Source organism: Escherichia sp. KS167_9B, assembly GCF_030295215.1.
GTDB lineage: Bacteria > Pseudomonadota > Gammaproteobacteria > Enterobacterales > Enterobacteriaceae > Escherichia > Escherichia coli_F.
In genome coordinates, this window is the sequence record NZ_AP025754.1 from 2,214,956 (window position 1) to 2,227,846 (window position 12,891).

The window sequence follows — 12,891 nt, forward strand, 5'->3', positions numbered from 1 at the left end:
GCCCCTGTGCCAGGCCGCAATCGAACTTTATCTGGTTTTCTCGTTTCACTAACCGAAGGAGTGCCATTTATCATGAAATTGCACCATAGAATGCTCCGGCATTTTATCGCCGCAAGTGTCATTGTGCTGACATCTTCCTTCCTTATTTTTGAACTTGTCGCCAGCGACAGAGCAATGAGTGCCTATCTGCGCTATATCGTGCAGAGAGCAGATTCCTCCTTTCTTTATGACAAGTATCAAAATCAGAGTATTGCCGCGCATGTGATGCGCGCTCTCGCTGCTGAGCAGTCGGAAGTGTCGCCAGAACAGCGGCGTACCATCTGCGAGGCTTTTGAGTCTGCCAATAATACCCATGGCTTAAACCTGACTGCCCATAAGTACACGGGCTTACACGGTACACTACAAACCGCATCCACTGAATGCGACACAATTGTGGAAGCTGCAGCACTATTACCCGCTTTTGATCAGGCAGTGGAAGGCAACCGCCACCAGGATGATTATGGTTCAGGTCTTGGAATGGCCGAAGAGAAATTTCACTATTATCTCGATCTCAATGACCTCTATGTCTATTTTTATGAGCCGGTTAATGTTGAGTACTTTGCGATGAATAACTGGTCCTTCCTGCAGTCAGGAAGCATTGGCATCGATCGCAAAGATATTGAAAAAGTTTTTACCGGTCGCACCGTATTATCGAGCATTTACCAGGATCAGCGTACTAAACAGAACGTGATGAGTTTGCTGACGCCAGTGTATGTTGCAGGGCAGCTAAAAGGAATTGTGCTGCTGGATATTAACAAAAACAATCTGCGGAATATCTTTTACACGCATGACCGCCCTCTCCTCTGGCGTTTTCTCAATGTCACGCTAACCGATACAGATTCTGGGCGCGACATTATCATCAACCAGAGCGAAGATAATCTGTTCCAGTATGTCAGTTACGTCCATGACTTACCGGGCGGCATTCGTGTATCGTTATCCATTGATATTCTTTACTTTATCACATCTTCGTGGAAAAGCGTTCTGTTCTGGATTTTGACGGCGTTAATTTTGCTGAATATGGTGCGGATGCACTTCCGTTTATACCAAAATGTGTCGCGAGAAAATATTAGTGATGCGATGACCGGACTGTATAATCGCAAAATATTAACCCCTGAACTGGAGCAGCGGTTGCAAAAACTGGTGCAATCTGGTTCTTCGGTGATGTTTATTGCAATTGACATGGACAAGTTAAAGCAAATAAATGACACGCTCGGTCATCAGGAAGGAGATTTAGCGATTACGTTATTAGCTCAGGCGATTAAACAGTCGATTCGTAAAAGTGATTATGCCATCCGACTCGGTGGCGATGAATTCTGCATCATTCTTGTCGATTCGACGCCGCAAATTGCAGCACAACTGCCTGAACGTATCGAAAAACGTCTGCAACATATCGCGCCGCAGAAAGAGATCGGCTTCTCTTCCGGTATTTATGCGATGAAAGAAAACGATACGTTACATGATGCGTATAAAGCTTCCGATGAGCGTTTATATGTCAATAAGCAGAACAAAAACAGCCGTTCATGATAATCTTCTGTGGTTGTTTGCTTGTAATCTCAGGAGCGTGAAATGACTGAAATGGCTAAAGGAAGCGTGACGCATCAGCGGTTAATCGCTTTATTATCACAAGAAGGTGCTGACTTCCGCGTCGTTACCCATGAGGCGGTAGGTAAATGCGAAGCGGTGTCAGAAATTCGTGGCACCGCTTTAGGCCAGGGGGCTAAGGCACTGGTATGTAAAGTCAAAGGCAATGGCGTAAATCAACATGTTCTGGCGATCCTCGCTGCCGATCAACAGGCCGATCTGAGCCAACTTGCCATCCATATAGGCGGATTACGCGCTTCGTTGGCCAGCCCGGCGGAAGTCGATGAACTCACAGGCTGTGTCTTCGGCGCGATCCCCCCTTTCAGCTTCCATCCAAAACTCAAACTGGTTGCCGACCCCCTACTCTTCGAACGATTTGATGAAATCGCCTTCAATGCAGGCATGCTGGATAAATCCGTTATTTTGAAAACCGCGGATTATTTGCGCATTGCGCAACCAGAACTGGTCAATTTCCGCCGCACTGCGTAACTAGCCTGTCCGTTCAATAAGCAGAACGGACAAAACCAGCACAACAGCAATGGCAAAAAACGATGACGTGATAATCAGTGTCTCGACAAACATTTGATCGTTCATAGTATGCCCCGGGGAGATAGCTGTTTTCACGTTATTGTTAGCGTGCACAAATGGCAGTTTGATGACAGTTCGCCTGATTTTTTATGCAAAAAACGTAAAGATTTTCTACTTCCTTCCTGCAGCAAGCGTAAAGTAAGCAGGCTTATTATTTTTTGGCAAGGAAACCACGATGTTTGATGTCACTTTGCTGATCCTGCTCGGGTTAGCTGCGCTGGGCTTTATCAGTCATAACACCACTGTCGCCGTTTCAATTCTGGTGTTAATCATTGTCCGCGTCACACCGTTAAGCACCTTTTTCCCGTGGATTGAAAAACAGGGGCTAAGTATCGGGATAATCATTCTGACGATTGGCGTTATGGCCCCCATCGCCAGCGGGACGCTACCGCCCTCAACCCTGATTCACTCGTTTCTGAACTGGAAATCGCTGGTGGCAATTGCAGTAGGCGTTATTGTCTCCTGGCTAGGTGGGCGCGGCGTGACGTTAATGGGCAGCCAGCCGCAACTGGTCGCCGGGCTGCTGGTGGGCACTGTTTTGGGCGTGGCGCTGTTTCGCGGCGTACCGGTTGGCCCGCTTATTGCCGCGGGTCTGGTTTCGCTGATTGTGGGGAAACAGTAGTTAATCCCGCAATATATCGGCCTGGCGTTTGCCCCAGGCCTTTCTTAAACATAGTAATAAAGGCCGTTGTTGAATCATACCCCAGCGTATGAGCAACTTTCTGTACAGTATCGCCTTTCACTAATCCCTGAAGCGCCATAATCAGCTGTAACTGCTGACGCCACTGGCGAAAACTCAACCCCGTCTCTTTCACTATCAGTCGGGCAAGATTGCGTTCACTCATCGCAAAAAAGCGAGCCCATTGCCCCAATGCCCCCCACTCGACAGGCTCTTTCGCCATCATCTCCACCATCGTGCGGATTTTAGGATGAGAAGAAACGGGCAGGTGCAGCTGTTGTTGTGGCTGCTGAGGGAGTTCATCAAACAGGACCTGAATTAATCTGCGGGTCATCGGCTCAGCACGCTGAGTCGTCGTCCTGTTTGCCAGGGTTAAAATTAATTCCCGGCATAAGGGCGATATTTTCAATGTGCAACATGTTGTCGGCATTGTCACTGCGCTGGGCTCTATAAACAGAAAACAGAGTTCAGCGTTAGCTGTCACTTGATTGCTATGTTTCACCCCGCCCGGTATCCAAACCGCATATTGTGGCGGCACCATCCACAAAGCATTTTCCACCGTACAGGTAATTGCACCATGTAGCGCCAGTATCAGCTGCCCTTTGCGGTGCTGATGTACAGGACTGGTTAACTCATCCGTTCCGGCGTGAATACAAAATGCGACCGCGGCTTCATGGTGTCGGTCGGGTTCATAACCATTGAGATTCAACCTGTGCATCATTTTGTCCGAATTTAGCGATAATTTGTCATTTTAACTTGATTCAACATAACAATAAAAACGGTAAGGTACAGCCTCGTTTGTATCAATGAGAAACATATGGCCTGTTCAACTTCATTAAGCGGCAAAAACAGGATTGTCCTTATCGCTGGCATTCTGATGATTGCCACAACATTACGCGTCACCTTTACCGGCGCAGCACCGTTACTGGATACGATTCGTTCCGCTTACTCGCTAACGACGGCGCAAACCGGCTTATTAACCACCCTGCCATTATTGGCCTTTGCGCTAATCTCACCTCTTGCCGCCCCGGTGGCGCGACGTTTTGGTATGGAACGTAGCCTGTTTGCCGCGTTACTTTTGATCTGTGCAGGTATCGCAATTCGCTCTCTCCCTTCGCCTTACTTATTATTTGGCGGTACAGCGGTCATTGGCGGTGGGATTGCATTAGGCAATGTCTTACTGCCAGGATTAATTAAACGCGATTTCCCTCATTCCGTCGCCAGACTTACCGGCGCATATTCCCTGACAATGGGAGCTGCGGCGGCACTGGGATCGGCTATGGTCGTGCCGCTGGCTTTGAACGGTTTTGGCTGGCAAGGCGCGTTGCTCATGCTGATGTGTTTTCCTCTGCTGGCTCTTTTTTTATGGCTGCCACAGTGGCGAAGTCAACAACATGCAAATTTGAGTACCTCACGCGCCTTACATACTCGGGGTATCTGGCGTTCGCCGCTTGCCTGGCAGGTAACATTGTTTCTTGGGATCAACTCACTCGTCTATTACGTGATTATTGGCTGGCTTCCGGCGATCCTCATCAGTCACGGCTATAGCGAAGCACAGGCGGGTTCACTGCATGGTTTGCTGCAACTAGCCACAGCAGCTCCCGGTTTGCTGATCCCACTTTTCTTACATCATGTGAAAGATCAGCGTGGTATTGCAGCGTTCGTTGCCTTGATGTGCGCAGTGGGCGCGGTTGGGCTCTGCTTTATGCCAGCACACGCGATCACCTGGACTCTGCTTTTCGGTTTTGGTTCCGGCGCAACAATGATACTGGGGTTGACGTTCATTGGTCTTCGGGCAAGTTCTGCGCATCAGGCGGCAGCACTCTCGGGGATGGCACAATCCGTCGGGTATTTGCTGGCAGCCTGTGGGCCGCCGCTGATGGGTAAAATACACGATGCTAACGGTGACTGGTCCGTACCACTGATGGGTGTTGCAATACTTTCACTACTGATGGCGATTTTCGGACTTTGCGCCGGGAGAGACAAAGAAATTCGCTAATATCCGGTGCTATAGTGACGTGACAAATCATGCGTGAAAGGAAGAACAAATACGATGAATATTCAGTGCAAACGCGTTTATGATCCGGCTGAACAGAGCGATGGTTATCGCGTACTGGTCGACCGCCTCTGGCCACGCGGTATCAAAAAAACCGATTTAGCCCTTGATGAGTGGGATAAAGAAATCACGCCGTCAACGGAGCTGCGCAAAGCCTTTCACGGCGAAGTCGTCGATTTTGCAACCTTTCGCGAGCAATATCTTGCAGAACTGGCGCAACACGAGCAAGAAGGAAAGCGGCTGGCAGACATCGCCAAAAAACAGCCGCTGACCCTGCTCTACTCAGCAAAAAACACCACACAGAACCATGCGCTGGTGCTGGCAGACTGGCTACGTAGCTTGTGATTTTAGTGCAGCATCCGGCGGTTATTTTTCACCAGCCGGATGGTCCCGTCGCCACAATGCCCATTCATCAATCGTTTCACCGCCCGGTAATTTGCAATTGTTGCTGACCCCTTGCGCTGTCTGCACAGGAATGAGCGTCCCGCCCTTCTGCTGGCAATAGACCGACGCCGGATTTGCCATACCAATCTGCGGCGGTTTAGGTGCTTCTGGCTGAGAAGGGGTTGAACAACCAGCCAGGACCAGCAAGCAAGGCAGAACAAAACTGATAATTTTCATTTATTGATCTCACATATTTATCCAAGCTTAGAGTATCGCGGTATCGTTTTGTTTTGCAGCACTATTTTTATTACATTCACTCAAAACATATTACGTCTTGTTTCATCTTTGTTGATGATGTTTTATCATGCCTGCAAAGATTAAATAATCAGCATTTACCCGCCGTATCCTGGAGTTGTTTCGTGTCAGATCAGATTATCGCCCGCGTCTCGCAATCCCTTGCCAAAGAACAGTCACTGGAAAGTCTGGTCCGACAGCTTCTGGAGATGCTGGAAATGGTCACTGATATGGAGTCAACCTACCTGACCAAAGTGGATGTCGAAGCGCGCCTGCAGCATATAATGTTTGCCCGTAATAGCCAGAAAATGCACATCCCGGAGAATTTTACCGTCTCGTGGGATTACTCGTTATGCAAACGCGCCATTGATGAAAACTGCTTTTTCAGCGATGAAGTCCCCGACCGTTGGGGCGACTGTGTTGCGGCACGAAATCTTGGCATCACCACATTTCTGAGCACGCCAATTCACTTACCGGATGGATCATTCTATGGCACACTTTGCGCCGCCAGCAGTGAGAAGCGCCAGTGGAGTGAACGCGCGGAACAGGTTTTACAGCTATTCGCCGGACTGATTGCACAATATATTCAAAAAGAGGCGCTGGTTGAACAGCTGCGCGAAGCAAATGCCGCACTGATTGCGCAATCGTATACCGACTCGTTAACCGGGCTACCGAATCGGCGGGCGATTTTTGAAAACCTGACGACGCTGTTTTCTCTTGCGAGGCATCTTAACCATAAGATAATGATCGCATTTATCGATCTGGATAACTTCAAATTAATCAATGATCGTTTTGGTCATAATAGTGGCGATCTGTTTCTTATTCAGGTTGGCGAGCGCCTTAATACGCTCCAGCAAAATGGCGAAGTTATTGGTCGTCTCGGCGGTGATGAGTTTTTGGTTGTTTCACTGAACAATGAGAATGCGGATATTCCATCGCTGCGAGAACGTATTCAACAGCAAATACGCGGAGAATATCACTTAGGTGATGTTGATTTGTATTATCCTGGTGCCAGTCTTGGCATAGTAGAAGTCGATCCTGAAACGACCGATGCAGACAGCGCCCTGCATGCTGCCGATATCGCGATGTATCAGGAGAAAAAACACAAACAGAAAACACCTTTTGTCGCGCATTCAGCGCTACATTCCTGAGGCGTATTCACATCCTTTTGATTGGTGATAACATGCGAATCGGTATTATTTTTCCGGTTGTAATCTTTATTACAGCGGTCGTATTTTTAGCATGGTTTTTTATTGGCGGCTATGCTGCCCCGGGAGCGTAAAGATGAAAAAAACAACGATTATTATGATGGGCGTAGCGATTATTGTCGTTCTCGGCACTGAGTTGGGATGGTGGTAACGTCACATCTAAAAAATAGCAAAGGCTGCCTGTGTGCAGCCTTTGTGCAATTTACGCGTTAACTTTTGATCTTTCTGTAGATAAACAGCACGACAATCGCACCAATAACGGCAACCACGAAGCTGCCAAAATTGAAGCCATCGACTTTACCAAAGCCAAACAGCGTGCTGATCCATCCGCCGACTACGGCACCGACTATCCCCAGCAGGATAGTCATAAAGAATCCACCACCATCTTTACCTGGCATGATCCACTTCGCCAGAATACCGGCAATAAGCCCAAAAATAATCCATGACAGAATGCCCATTGTTTCCTCACTTATCTGTTTTGCATTAGCGGGTTAGTCGCTGATAAAAAGCATAGCACAACATCAGGAGGGCAAGATTTGTGACAAGCATCACGGAGGATTTTTTTGCGATGGCGCAGAAATTGCGCCATCTACGATCAGTGATAATTACCAACCACAAACATCATGTTCGTTTTCCGTGTCATAAGAACGCACGGTATTCACCAGATCTTTTATCACTTCAGCCGCCACTTCTGGCACCAGCAAAGTCATCGGCGTCTCTGTTTCATAATCGACAGAAACGCCATTACTGTTATTGGTGACGGTCACGGTATACGTTGCTTTGCCCATGATTCATTTCCCGTTATGAATGACTTTTCGTTGTTGCGCGCCTTCCATCAGGACTTCAGGAGCAACGAAGAAGTCAATGTTGAAATAAGTGTCGTCAGTCATGGCTTCAATGTTGTGCCACTTTTCTGGAGGGAACACCGCAAACTGCCCCGCTTCGATAAGGATCACTTGATCAGGCTCTGTACTGTGTTCATCAGCGTAGCCGAGATATTTGACCGCCCCATGCATAACGGAAAGGCGTGGGTAAACCCCCGGGCGCGTTCCTTTATCAAGATGACGTTCGAATATTCCGGCAGGCGCAGTTTGTTTATTCCAGAAAGGCGTTGAGCGCGTATGAATATAATTCTGTGGGATTTGCAGCATCCTTTTCCCTCCTTCGATGAATGTGCTGAAAACAGTTTATTTCAGCCGTTTCAGGGTACGCCTGATAATTTGCATTTTAAATACCATTTATTGGTTACTCTTTAGCACCGTATCAGCGATGAATAAGGAAAGATTACAGGCAGGAAGCCCGCGATAACGCGGGCTGAAAGCATTAGGACTGCAGCGTCGCCAGTCGGGCGGCAAAACCTACGAACATCAAACCAATCAGTGAGTTGCCCACTTTAGCCAGTTTCTTTTTGGTACGTATGTACTGTGTGACAAAAGCACCAGAAATAATCAGGAAGCTCAAATAGCAGAAACTTACCAGTTCCAGCGTCGTCGCCAGAATAAAGAATGAAATTCCCGTATGTGGAGCATTAACATCGATAAACTGTACAAAAAACGACACATAGAACAAAATGGCTTTCGGATTAGTCAGGCTCAAAATTAACGCGCGTTTAAAAATGGCACCGTATTGGGGCTCGTCGGATTTGACCTCGTTATTTTTACCCTTCAGGGTCGCGTAGAGAATTTTACTCCCCAGATAGAGCAAATAAAATGCACCAAGATAACGTACAATGTTGAATAATATCGGGGTGGTCTTAATTAATGTCGCCACTCCAGCCCATGCCAGAAACATCAATACCGCATCGCCAATAAATACGCCACAGGCCGCAAGATAACCGCCTTTGATACCGCTACTGACGCTATTTTTGAGTACAAACAGGGTATTTGGCCCTGGCACCAACACAATAAAAATGGCTCCAACCAGATAGGTCCAGTAATTCAGTACCCCGTATTCAGCGAACACATTAACCTCTTTAATTATCTATCGATCATGCGCGATTAAAGGTGAATATGCTAACCAATCTCTAGCGGCTTAGAAAGGAGAAAATCAGGGTTTAACCTGATATCAACCCGATAATTGAATCATTAATCAGGCGTGGTCCAGTGAAAAATTCGGGTAGTGCTCGGCAAAATACTGGCGTAAAAATTCTACCGTTATCCGCACTTTCGCTGACGTCGCCAGCCTTGAAACATAAACGGCCCAGACATTTGCTGGCTGGTAATATTCCGGTAGCACTTGTACTAAATGACCACTGGCAATGTTTTCGCTAACATCCCACCAGGAGCGCAGAGCAATCCCCTGCCCATCGAGACACCACTGATGGACAATTTCTCCATGATTAGACGACAGTGGGCCGGTAACTTTAATCGCATGGTGGCCTTCTTTATTGCGTAATTGCCAGACACCAAAAGGATGATCGCGCTCTTTAATGACCAGGCACGGCAATGCAGAAAGATCGGTTAAATGTTTCGGCGCGCCATGTTGCGCAATAAATTCCGGCGACGCGCAGAGAATGCGGTAATTAGTCGCCAGTTTGCGGGCGATTAAATTAGGGGCGATATCATCGCCAATGCGAATATCGAGATCGACGCCTTCATTGACCAAATCGACCAGTCGGTCTTCCACATCAAAACGTAACTCCAGTTGCGGATACGCTTTCGCCAGCGCTGATAACGCCGGAGCCACTACCTGTCGTCCAAAACCAAAGCTGCTGATAATACGCAGCATCCCCTGCGGCACCTGACGCACGTCAGAAAGTTCGTCCATCATTTGACCAACATCCTGCAAAATCCGCTGCGCCCATTCATAAATCCGCTCTCCTTCTTCGGTAATGGTGACGCGGCGGGTGGTGCGGTGTAACAACACCACGTTTAGCGTTTGCTCCAGCAAGGCGATGCGCTTGCTGACGAACGCCGGTGAAACGCCCAATTCTTCCGCCACAGCGGCAAAACCAGCCCGGCGAGCCACCAGCATAAAGACGCGCAAATCGTTCAGCAGCGGTAAATTATTCATGATTCGTGTTTTATGTTTCACCAGTTACGGGGATTAATTCCTTTTCAGTCAATTATAGGATGAGGGTATTGTCAATTTTGATGGTCAGGAAGTGAGAACCCAATGATGAAAACGATGCGTATTGCTGCGATCCCGGGAGACGGGATTGGCAAAGAAGTCCTTCCTGAAGGGATTCGCGTGTTACAGGCTGCCGCTGAGCGCTGGGGCTTCGCCTTGAGTTTTGAGCAAATGGAGTGGGCGAGCTGCGAGTATTACAGCCATCACGGTAAAATGATGCCGGACGACTGGCATGAGCAACTTAGCCGTTTCGACGCCATCTATTTTGGTGCCGTCGGCTGGCCGGATACCGTTCCGGACCATATTTCGTTGTGGGGTTCGCTGCTGAAATTTCGTCGTGAGTTCGACCAGTACGTCAACCTGCGCCCGGTTCGTCTCTTTCCTGGCGTTCCCTGCCCGCTGGCGGGAAAACAGCCTGGCGACATCGATTTTTACGTGGTCAGGGAAAACACCGAAGGCGAATATTCCTCGCTCGGCGGTAGAGTGAATGAAGGTACAGAGCATGAAGTCGTCATTCAGGAATCGGTATTTACTCGTCGTGGTGTCGATCGTATTTTGCGCTATGCCTTTGAACTTGCGCAAAGCCGCCCACGTAAGACGCTAACTTCTGCCACTAAATCGAACGGTTTAGCCATCAGCATGCCGTACTGGGATGAGCGAGTGGAAGCAATGGCTGAGAATTACCCGGAGATCCGCTGGGACAAGCAGCATATTGACATTCTCTGCGCACGTTTTGTGATGCAGCCGGAACGCTTCGATGTGGTAGTGGCGTCCAATTTGTTTGGCGATATCCTTTCCGATCTTGGCCCGGCCTGCACCGGCACCATTGGCATTGCCCCATCCGCCAACCTGAATCCCGAACGCACTTTCCCGTCGCTCTTCGAGCCAGTCCACGGTTCCGCGCCGGATATCTACGGGAAAAATATTGCTAACCCTATCGCCACGATTTGGGCCGGTGCAATGATGCTCGATTTTCTCGGCAATGGCGATGAGCGTTTCCAGCAAGCGCATAACGGTATTCTGGCCGCGATTGAAGAAGTGATTGCTCACGGGCCGAAAACACCTGATATGAAAGGCAATGCCACCACGCCACAGGTTGCCGACGCGATTTGCAAAATTCTTTTGCGTTAAGGTCAAACCAGTTTATTTGAACCGCGTCACTGACGCGGTTTTTTTATTCGTTCTTTGCAGTAAATAACCTGCGTCATTTCACCTTTTATTGTTTCCGTTTCGTGTTTTATGGCTTTCCGTATTCTTAATTGTTTAATTTATGTAACATGTAAATAATCAATTTGTTAAACACAACATACAACTCATACCCTGCAAATAATTACAACTGGCAAAAGCCAGAGACGGGCTTTTATGCCCAGGAGATGACTCATGATGAGCAATGTTAAGAAAAAAGATGTGCCGTTGATAAGCATCAGCCTGGTGGCCATTCTTTTCATCGCAGCTGCATTAAGCCTTTTCCCACAACAATCGGCCGACGCGGCCAACGCAATATACACTTTTGTTACGCGTACGTTAGGTTCCGCCGTACAGGTATTGGTTTTGCTGGCAATGGGACTGGTGATTTATTTAGCCACCAGTAAATACGGCAATATTCGTCTTGGCGAAGGAAAACCGGAATACAGCACGCTCTCCTGGCTGTTTATGTTTATTTGTGCAGGTTTAGGTTCTTCTACGCTTTATTGGGGGGTTGCTGAATGGGCCTATTATTATCAAACGCCTGGATTAAATATCGCACCGCGTTCACAACAGGCACTCGAATTTAGCGTTCCCTACTCCTTCTTCCACTGGGGCATCAGCGCCTGGGCAACTTATACGCTGGCCTCATTAATCATGGCTTATCACTTTCATGTGCGGAAAAATAAAGGGCTGAGCCTTTCCGGCATTATTGCTGCTATTACCGGCGTTCGCCCGCAAGGCCCGTGGGGGAAACTGGTCGATTTGATGTTCCTGATCGCCACTGTCGGCGCACTGACCATTTCCCTTGTTGTCACCGCAGCAACCTTTACCCGTGGGCTTTCCGCGCTGACCGGTTTACCCGATAACTTTACCGTACAGGCATTTGTGATCCTGCTTTCCGGCGGCATTTTTTGCCTAAGCTCGTGGATTGGTATCAACAACGGTTTGCAACGTCTAAGCAAAATGGTTGGCTGGGGCGCATTCCTGCTGCCATTACTGGTGCTGATTGTCGGTCCAACCGAATTTATTACCAACAGCATCATCAATGCCATCGGCCTGACCACGCAAAACTTCCTGCAAATGAGCTTATTCACCGATCCGCTTGGCGATGGTTCATTTACCCGCAACTGGACCGTTTTCTACTGGCTGTGGTGGATCTCATACACCCCTGGCGTAGCAATGTTTGTCACCCGAGTTTCGCGCGGTCGTAAGATTAAAGAAGTTATCTGGGGACTGATCCTCGGCAGCACCGTCGGTTGCTGGTTCTTCTTCGGCGTAATGGAAAGCTATGCCATTCATCAGTTTATCAATGGCGTAATCAACGTCCCACAGGTGCTGGAAACACTGGGCGGCGAAACAGCTGTGCAGCAAGTTCTGATGTCTCTACCAGCCGGTAAATTGTTCCTCGCGGCCTATCTGGGCGTGATGATTATCTTCCTCGCCTCGCATATGGATGCGGTGGCTTACACCATGGCGGCGACCAGCACGCGTAATCTCCAGGAAGGTGACGATCCTGACCGTGGGCTGCGTCTGTTCTGGTGCGTAGTGATCACTCTGATCCCGCTTTCCATCTTGTTTACCGGTGCTTCGCTGGAAACAATGAAAACTACCGTCGTCCTCACTGCCCTTCCCTTCCTCGCCATTTTACTGGTGAAAGTCGGCGGATTTATTCGCTGGCTGAAACAGGATTACGCCGACATTCCAGCTCATCAAGTTGAACATTATCTCCCGCAGACACCGGTTGAAGCCCCGGGAAAAGCGCCAGTGCTTCCTGCTGGAACCGTATTCAAAGGCGACAACTGAAC

The 12,891-nt window shown here is 48.6% G+C and carries 18 protein-coding genes; 10 read left to right on the forward strand and 8 right to left on the reverse strand.

The genetic code is table 11. From position 1 onward, the window contains the following. The first annotated feature begins 72 nt into the window (after positions 1 to 72). Together dgcJ and yeaK are read left to right on the forward strand one after the other, a co-directional pair. Positions 73 to 1,563: a diguanylate cyclase DgcJ gene (dgcJ, locus tag QUE34_RS11125; protein ID WP_032303193.1), complete on the forward strand. Its 1,491-nt coding sequence runs from the start codon at positions 73 to 75 to the stop codon at positions 1,561 to 1,563. Between the two features lie 42 nt (positions 1,564 to 1,605). Beyond that, the gene (gene yeaK / locus QUE34_RS11130; protein WP_032303194.1) at positions 1,606 to 2,109 is read left to right on the forward strand and encodes a mischarged aminoacyl-tRNA deacylase; all 504 of its coding nucleotides are present in this window, start codon (positions 1,606 to 1,608) and stop codon (positions 2,107 to 2,109) included. Here yeaK and yoaI read toward each other — a convergent pair whose 3' ends face one another. After that, on the reverse strand, positions 2,110 to 2,214 hold the full coding sequence (gene yoaI / locus QUE34_RS11135; protein WP_000999630.1) for a small membrane protein YoaI: 105 nt from the start codon (positions 2,212 to 2,214) through the stop codon (positions 2,110 to 2,112). A 169-nt stretch (positions 2,215 to 2,383) separates the two neighbouring features. On the opposite strand from yoaI, the gene QUE34_RS11140 reads away from it, so the two are divergent. Beyond that, positions 2,384 to 2,830 carry a DUF441 domain-containing protein gene (locus tag QUE34_RS11140; RefSeq protein ID WP_000460707.1) on the forward strand — a complete coding sequence of 149 codons (447 nt, stop codon included), beginning with the start codon at positions 2,384 to 2,386 and terminating at the stop codon, positions 2,828 to 2,830. On the opposite strand, the gene nimR is transcribed toward QUE34_RS11140, so the two are convergent. After that, positions 2,787 to 3,608, reverse strand: coding sequence for a DNA-binding transcriptional regulator NimR (nimR, locus tag QUE34_RS11145; RefSeq protein WP_032303195.1), 822 nt, complete (start codon positions 3,606 to 3,608; stop codon positions 2,787 to 2,789). The genes QUE34_RS11140 and nimR overlap by 44 nt on opposite strands. Positions 3,609 to 3,704: 96 nt before the next feature. Between nimR and nimT the strand changes: the two genes are divergently transcribed. Both nimT and QUE34_RS11155 read left to right on the forward strand, forming a co-directional pair. Continuing rightward, the gene (gene nimT / locus QUE34_RS11150) at positions 3,705 to 4,886 is read left to right on the forward strand and encodes a 2-nitroimidazole transporter (protein ID WP_032303196.1); all 1,182 of its coding nucleotides are present in this window, start codon (positions 3,705 to 3,707) and stop codon (positions 4,884 to 4,886) included. 54 nt (positions 4,887 to 4,940) lie between these two features. Then, positions 4,941 to 5,288, forward strand: coding sequence for a DUF488 domain-containing protein (locus QUE34_RS11155; RefSeq protein ID WP_001025381.1), 348 nt, complete (start codon positions 4,941 to 4,943; stop codon positions 5,286 to 5,288). 21 nt (positions 5,289 to 5,309) lie between these two features. Here QUE34_RS11155 and yoaF read toward each other — a convergent pair whose 3' ends face one another. Continuing rightward, on the reverse strand, positions 5,310 to 5,564 hold the full coding sequence (gene yoaF / locus QUE34_RS11160) for a DUF333 domain-containing lipoprotein YoaF (RefSeq protein ID WP_000691930.1): 255 nt from the start codon (positions 5,562 to 5,564) through the stop codon (positions 5,310 to 5,312). A gap of 182 nt (positions 5,565 to 5,746) precedes the next feature. On the opposite strand from yoaF, the gene dgcP reads away from it, so the two are divergent. From dgcP to yoaJ, 3 genes are read left to right on the forward strand one after another with little or no spacing between them, the layout of a single operon-like run. Continuing rightward, positions 5,747 to 6,772 carry a diguanylate cyclase DgcP gene (dgcP, locus tag QUE34_RS11165; protein WP_105268614.1) on the forward strand — a complete coding sequence of 342 codons (1,026 nt, stop codon included), beginning with the start codon at positions 5,747 to 5,749 and terminating at the stop codon, positions 6,770 to 6,772. Between the two features lie 32 nt (positions 6,773 to 6,804). Further along, a complete protein-coding gene (locus QUE34_RS11170; RefSeq protein WP_001219350.1) occupies positions 6,805 to 6,903 on the forward strand; it encodes a YoaK family small membrane protein in 99 nt (32 codons plus the stop codon). A 2-nt stretch (positions 6,904 to 6,905) separates the two neighbouring features. Next, positions 6,906 to 6,980, forward strand: a complete 75-nt coding sequence (gene yoaJ / locus QUE34_RS11175) for a protein YoaJ (RefSeq protein WP_001386836.1) — start codon at positions 6,906 to 6,908, stop codon at positions 6,978 to 6,980. Between the two features lie 58 nt (positions 6,981 to 7,038). Here yoaJ and QUE34_RS11180 read toward each other — a convergent pair whose 3' ends face one another. The 5 genes from QUE34_RS11180 to dmlR form a co-directional block, all read right to left on the reverse strand. Continuing rightward, entirely contained in the window at positions 7,039 to 7,287 is a 249-nt protein-coding gene (locus QUE34_RS11180) for a GlsB/YeaQ/YmgE family stress response membrane protein (protein WP_000512153.1), read from the reverse strand. Between the two features lie 147 nt (positions 7,288 to 7,434). Then, complete coding sequence (locus tag QUE34_RS11185; RefSeq protein WP_000513737.1) at positions 7,435 to 7,617, reverse strand: DUF1869 domain-containing protein; 183 nt, start codon at positions 7,615 to 7,617, stop codon at positions 7,435 to 7,437. A gap of 3 nt (positions 7,618 to 7,620) precedes the next feature. Further along, a complete protein-coding gene (gene yeaR, locus QUE34_RS11190; protein WP_000939322.1) occupies positions 7,621 to 7,980 on the reverse strand; it encodes a DUF1971 domain-containing protein YeaR in 360 nt (119 codons plus the stop codon). A gap of 172 nt (positions 7,981 to 8,152) precedes the next feature. Then, positions 8,153 to 8,791 carry a leucine efflux protein LeuE gene (leuE, locus tag QUE34_RS11195; RefSeq protein WP_000457193.1) on the reverse strand — a complete coding sequence of 213 codons (639 nt, stop codon included), beginning with the start codon at positions 8,789 to 8,791 and terminating at the stop codon, positions 8,153 to 8,155. A gap of 126 nt (positions 8,792 to 8,917) precedes the next feature. Further along, complete coding sequence (gene dmlR, locus QUE34_RS11200; protein ID WP_032303198.1) at positions 8,918 to 9,841, reverse strand: DNA-binding transcriptional regulator DmlR; 924 nt, start codon at positions 9,839 to 9,841, stop codon at positions 8,918 to 8,920. 102 nt (positions 9,842 to 9,943) lie between these two features. Here dmlR and dmlA point away from each other — a divergent pair, with 102 nt between their 5' ends. Then, entirely contained in the window at positions 9,944 to 11,029 is a 1,086-nt protein-coding gene (dmlA, locus tag QUE34_RS11205) for a multifunctional D-malate/3-isopropylmalate/tartarate dehydrogenase (protein ID WP_032303199.1), read from the forward strand. Between the two features lie 249 nt (positions 11,030 to 11,278). Continuing rightward, positions 11,279 to 12,889: a BCCT family transporter YeaV gene (gene yeaV, locus QUE34_RS11210; RefSeq protein WP_000987522.1), complete on the forward strand. Its 1,611-nt coding sequence runs from the start codon at positions 11,279 to 11,281 to the stop codon at positions 12,887 to 12,889. Positions 12,890 to 12,891: the final 2 nt, after the last annotated feature.

Excerpts from the sequence above, each read along its gene's own strand:
- dgcJ (WP_032303193.1), top strand. The coding sequence starts at position 73 with ATGAAATTGCACCATAGAATGCTCCGGCATTTTATCGCCGCAAGTGTC.
- yeaK (WP_032303194.1), top strand. The coding sequence starts at position 1,606 with ATGACTGAAATGGCTAAAGGAAGCGTGACGCATCAGCGGTTAATCGCT.
- yoaI (WP_000999630.1), bottom strand. The coding sequence starts at position 2,214 with ATGAACGATCAAATGTTTGTCGAGACACTGATTATCACGTCATCGTTT.
- QUE34_RS11140 (WP_000460707.1), top strand. The coding sequence starts at position 2,384 with ATGTTTGATGTCACTTTGCTGATCCTGCTCGGGTTAGCTGCGCTGGGC.
- nimR (WP_032303195.1), bottom strand. The coding sequence starts at position 3,608 with ATGATGCACAGGTTGAATCTCAATGGTTATGAACCCGACCGACACCAT.
- nimT (WP_032303196.1), top strand. The coding sequence starts at position 3,705 with ATGGCCTGTTCAACTTCATTAAGCGGCAAAAACAGGATTGTCCTTATC.
- QUE34_RS11155 (WP_001025381.1), top strand. The coding sequence starts at position 4,941 with ATGAATATTCAGTGCAAACGCGTTTATGATCCGGCTGAACAGAGCGAT.
- yoaF (WP_000691930.1), bottom strand. The coding sequence starts at position 5,564 with ATGAAAATTATCAGTTTTGTTCTGCCTTGCTTGCTGGTCCTGGCTGGT.
- QUE34_RS11170 (WP_001219350.1), top strand. The coding sequence starts at position 6,805 with ATGCGAATCGGTATTATTTTTCCGGTTGTAATCTTTATTACAGCGGTC.
- QUE34_RS11180 (WP_000512153.1), bottom strand. The coding sequence starts at position 7,287 with ATGGGCATTCTGTCATGGATTATTTTTGGGCTTATTGCCGGTATTCTG.
- QUE34_RS11185 (WP_000513737.1), bottom strand. The coding sequence starts at position 7,617 with ATGGGCAAAGCAACGTATACCGTGACCGTCACCAATAACAGTAATGGC.
- yeaR (WP_000939322.1), bottom strand. The coding sequence starts at position 7,980 with ATGCTGCAAATCCCACAGAATTATATTCATACGCGCTCAACGCCTTTC.
- dmlR (WP_032303198.1), bottom strand. The coding sequence starts at position 9,841 with ATGAATAATTTACCGCTGCTGAACGATTTGCGCGTCTTTATGCTGGTG.
- dmlA (WP_032303199.1), top strand. The coding sequence starts at position 9,944 with ATGATGAAAACGATGCGTATTGCTGCGATCCCGGGAGACGGGATTGGC.
- yeaV (WP_000987522.1), top strand. The coding sequence starts at position 11,279 with ATGATGAGCAATGTTAAGAAAAAAGATGTGCCGTTGATAAGCATCAGC.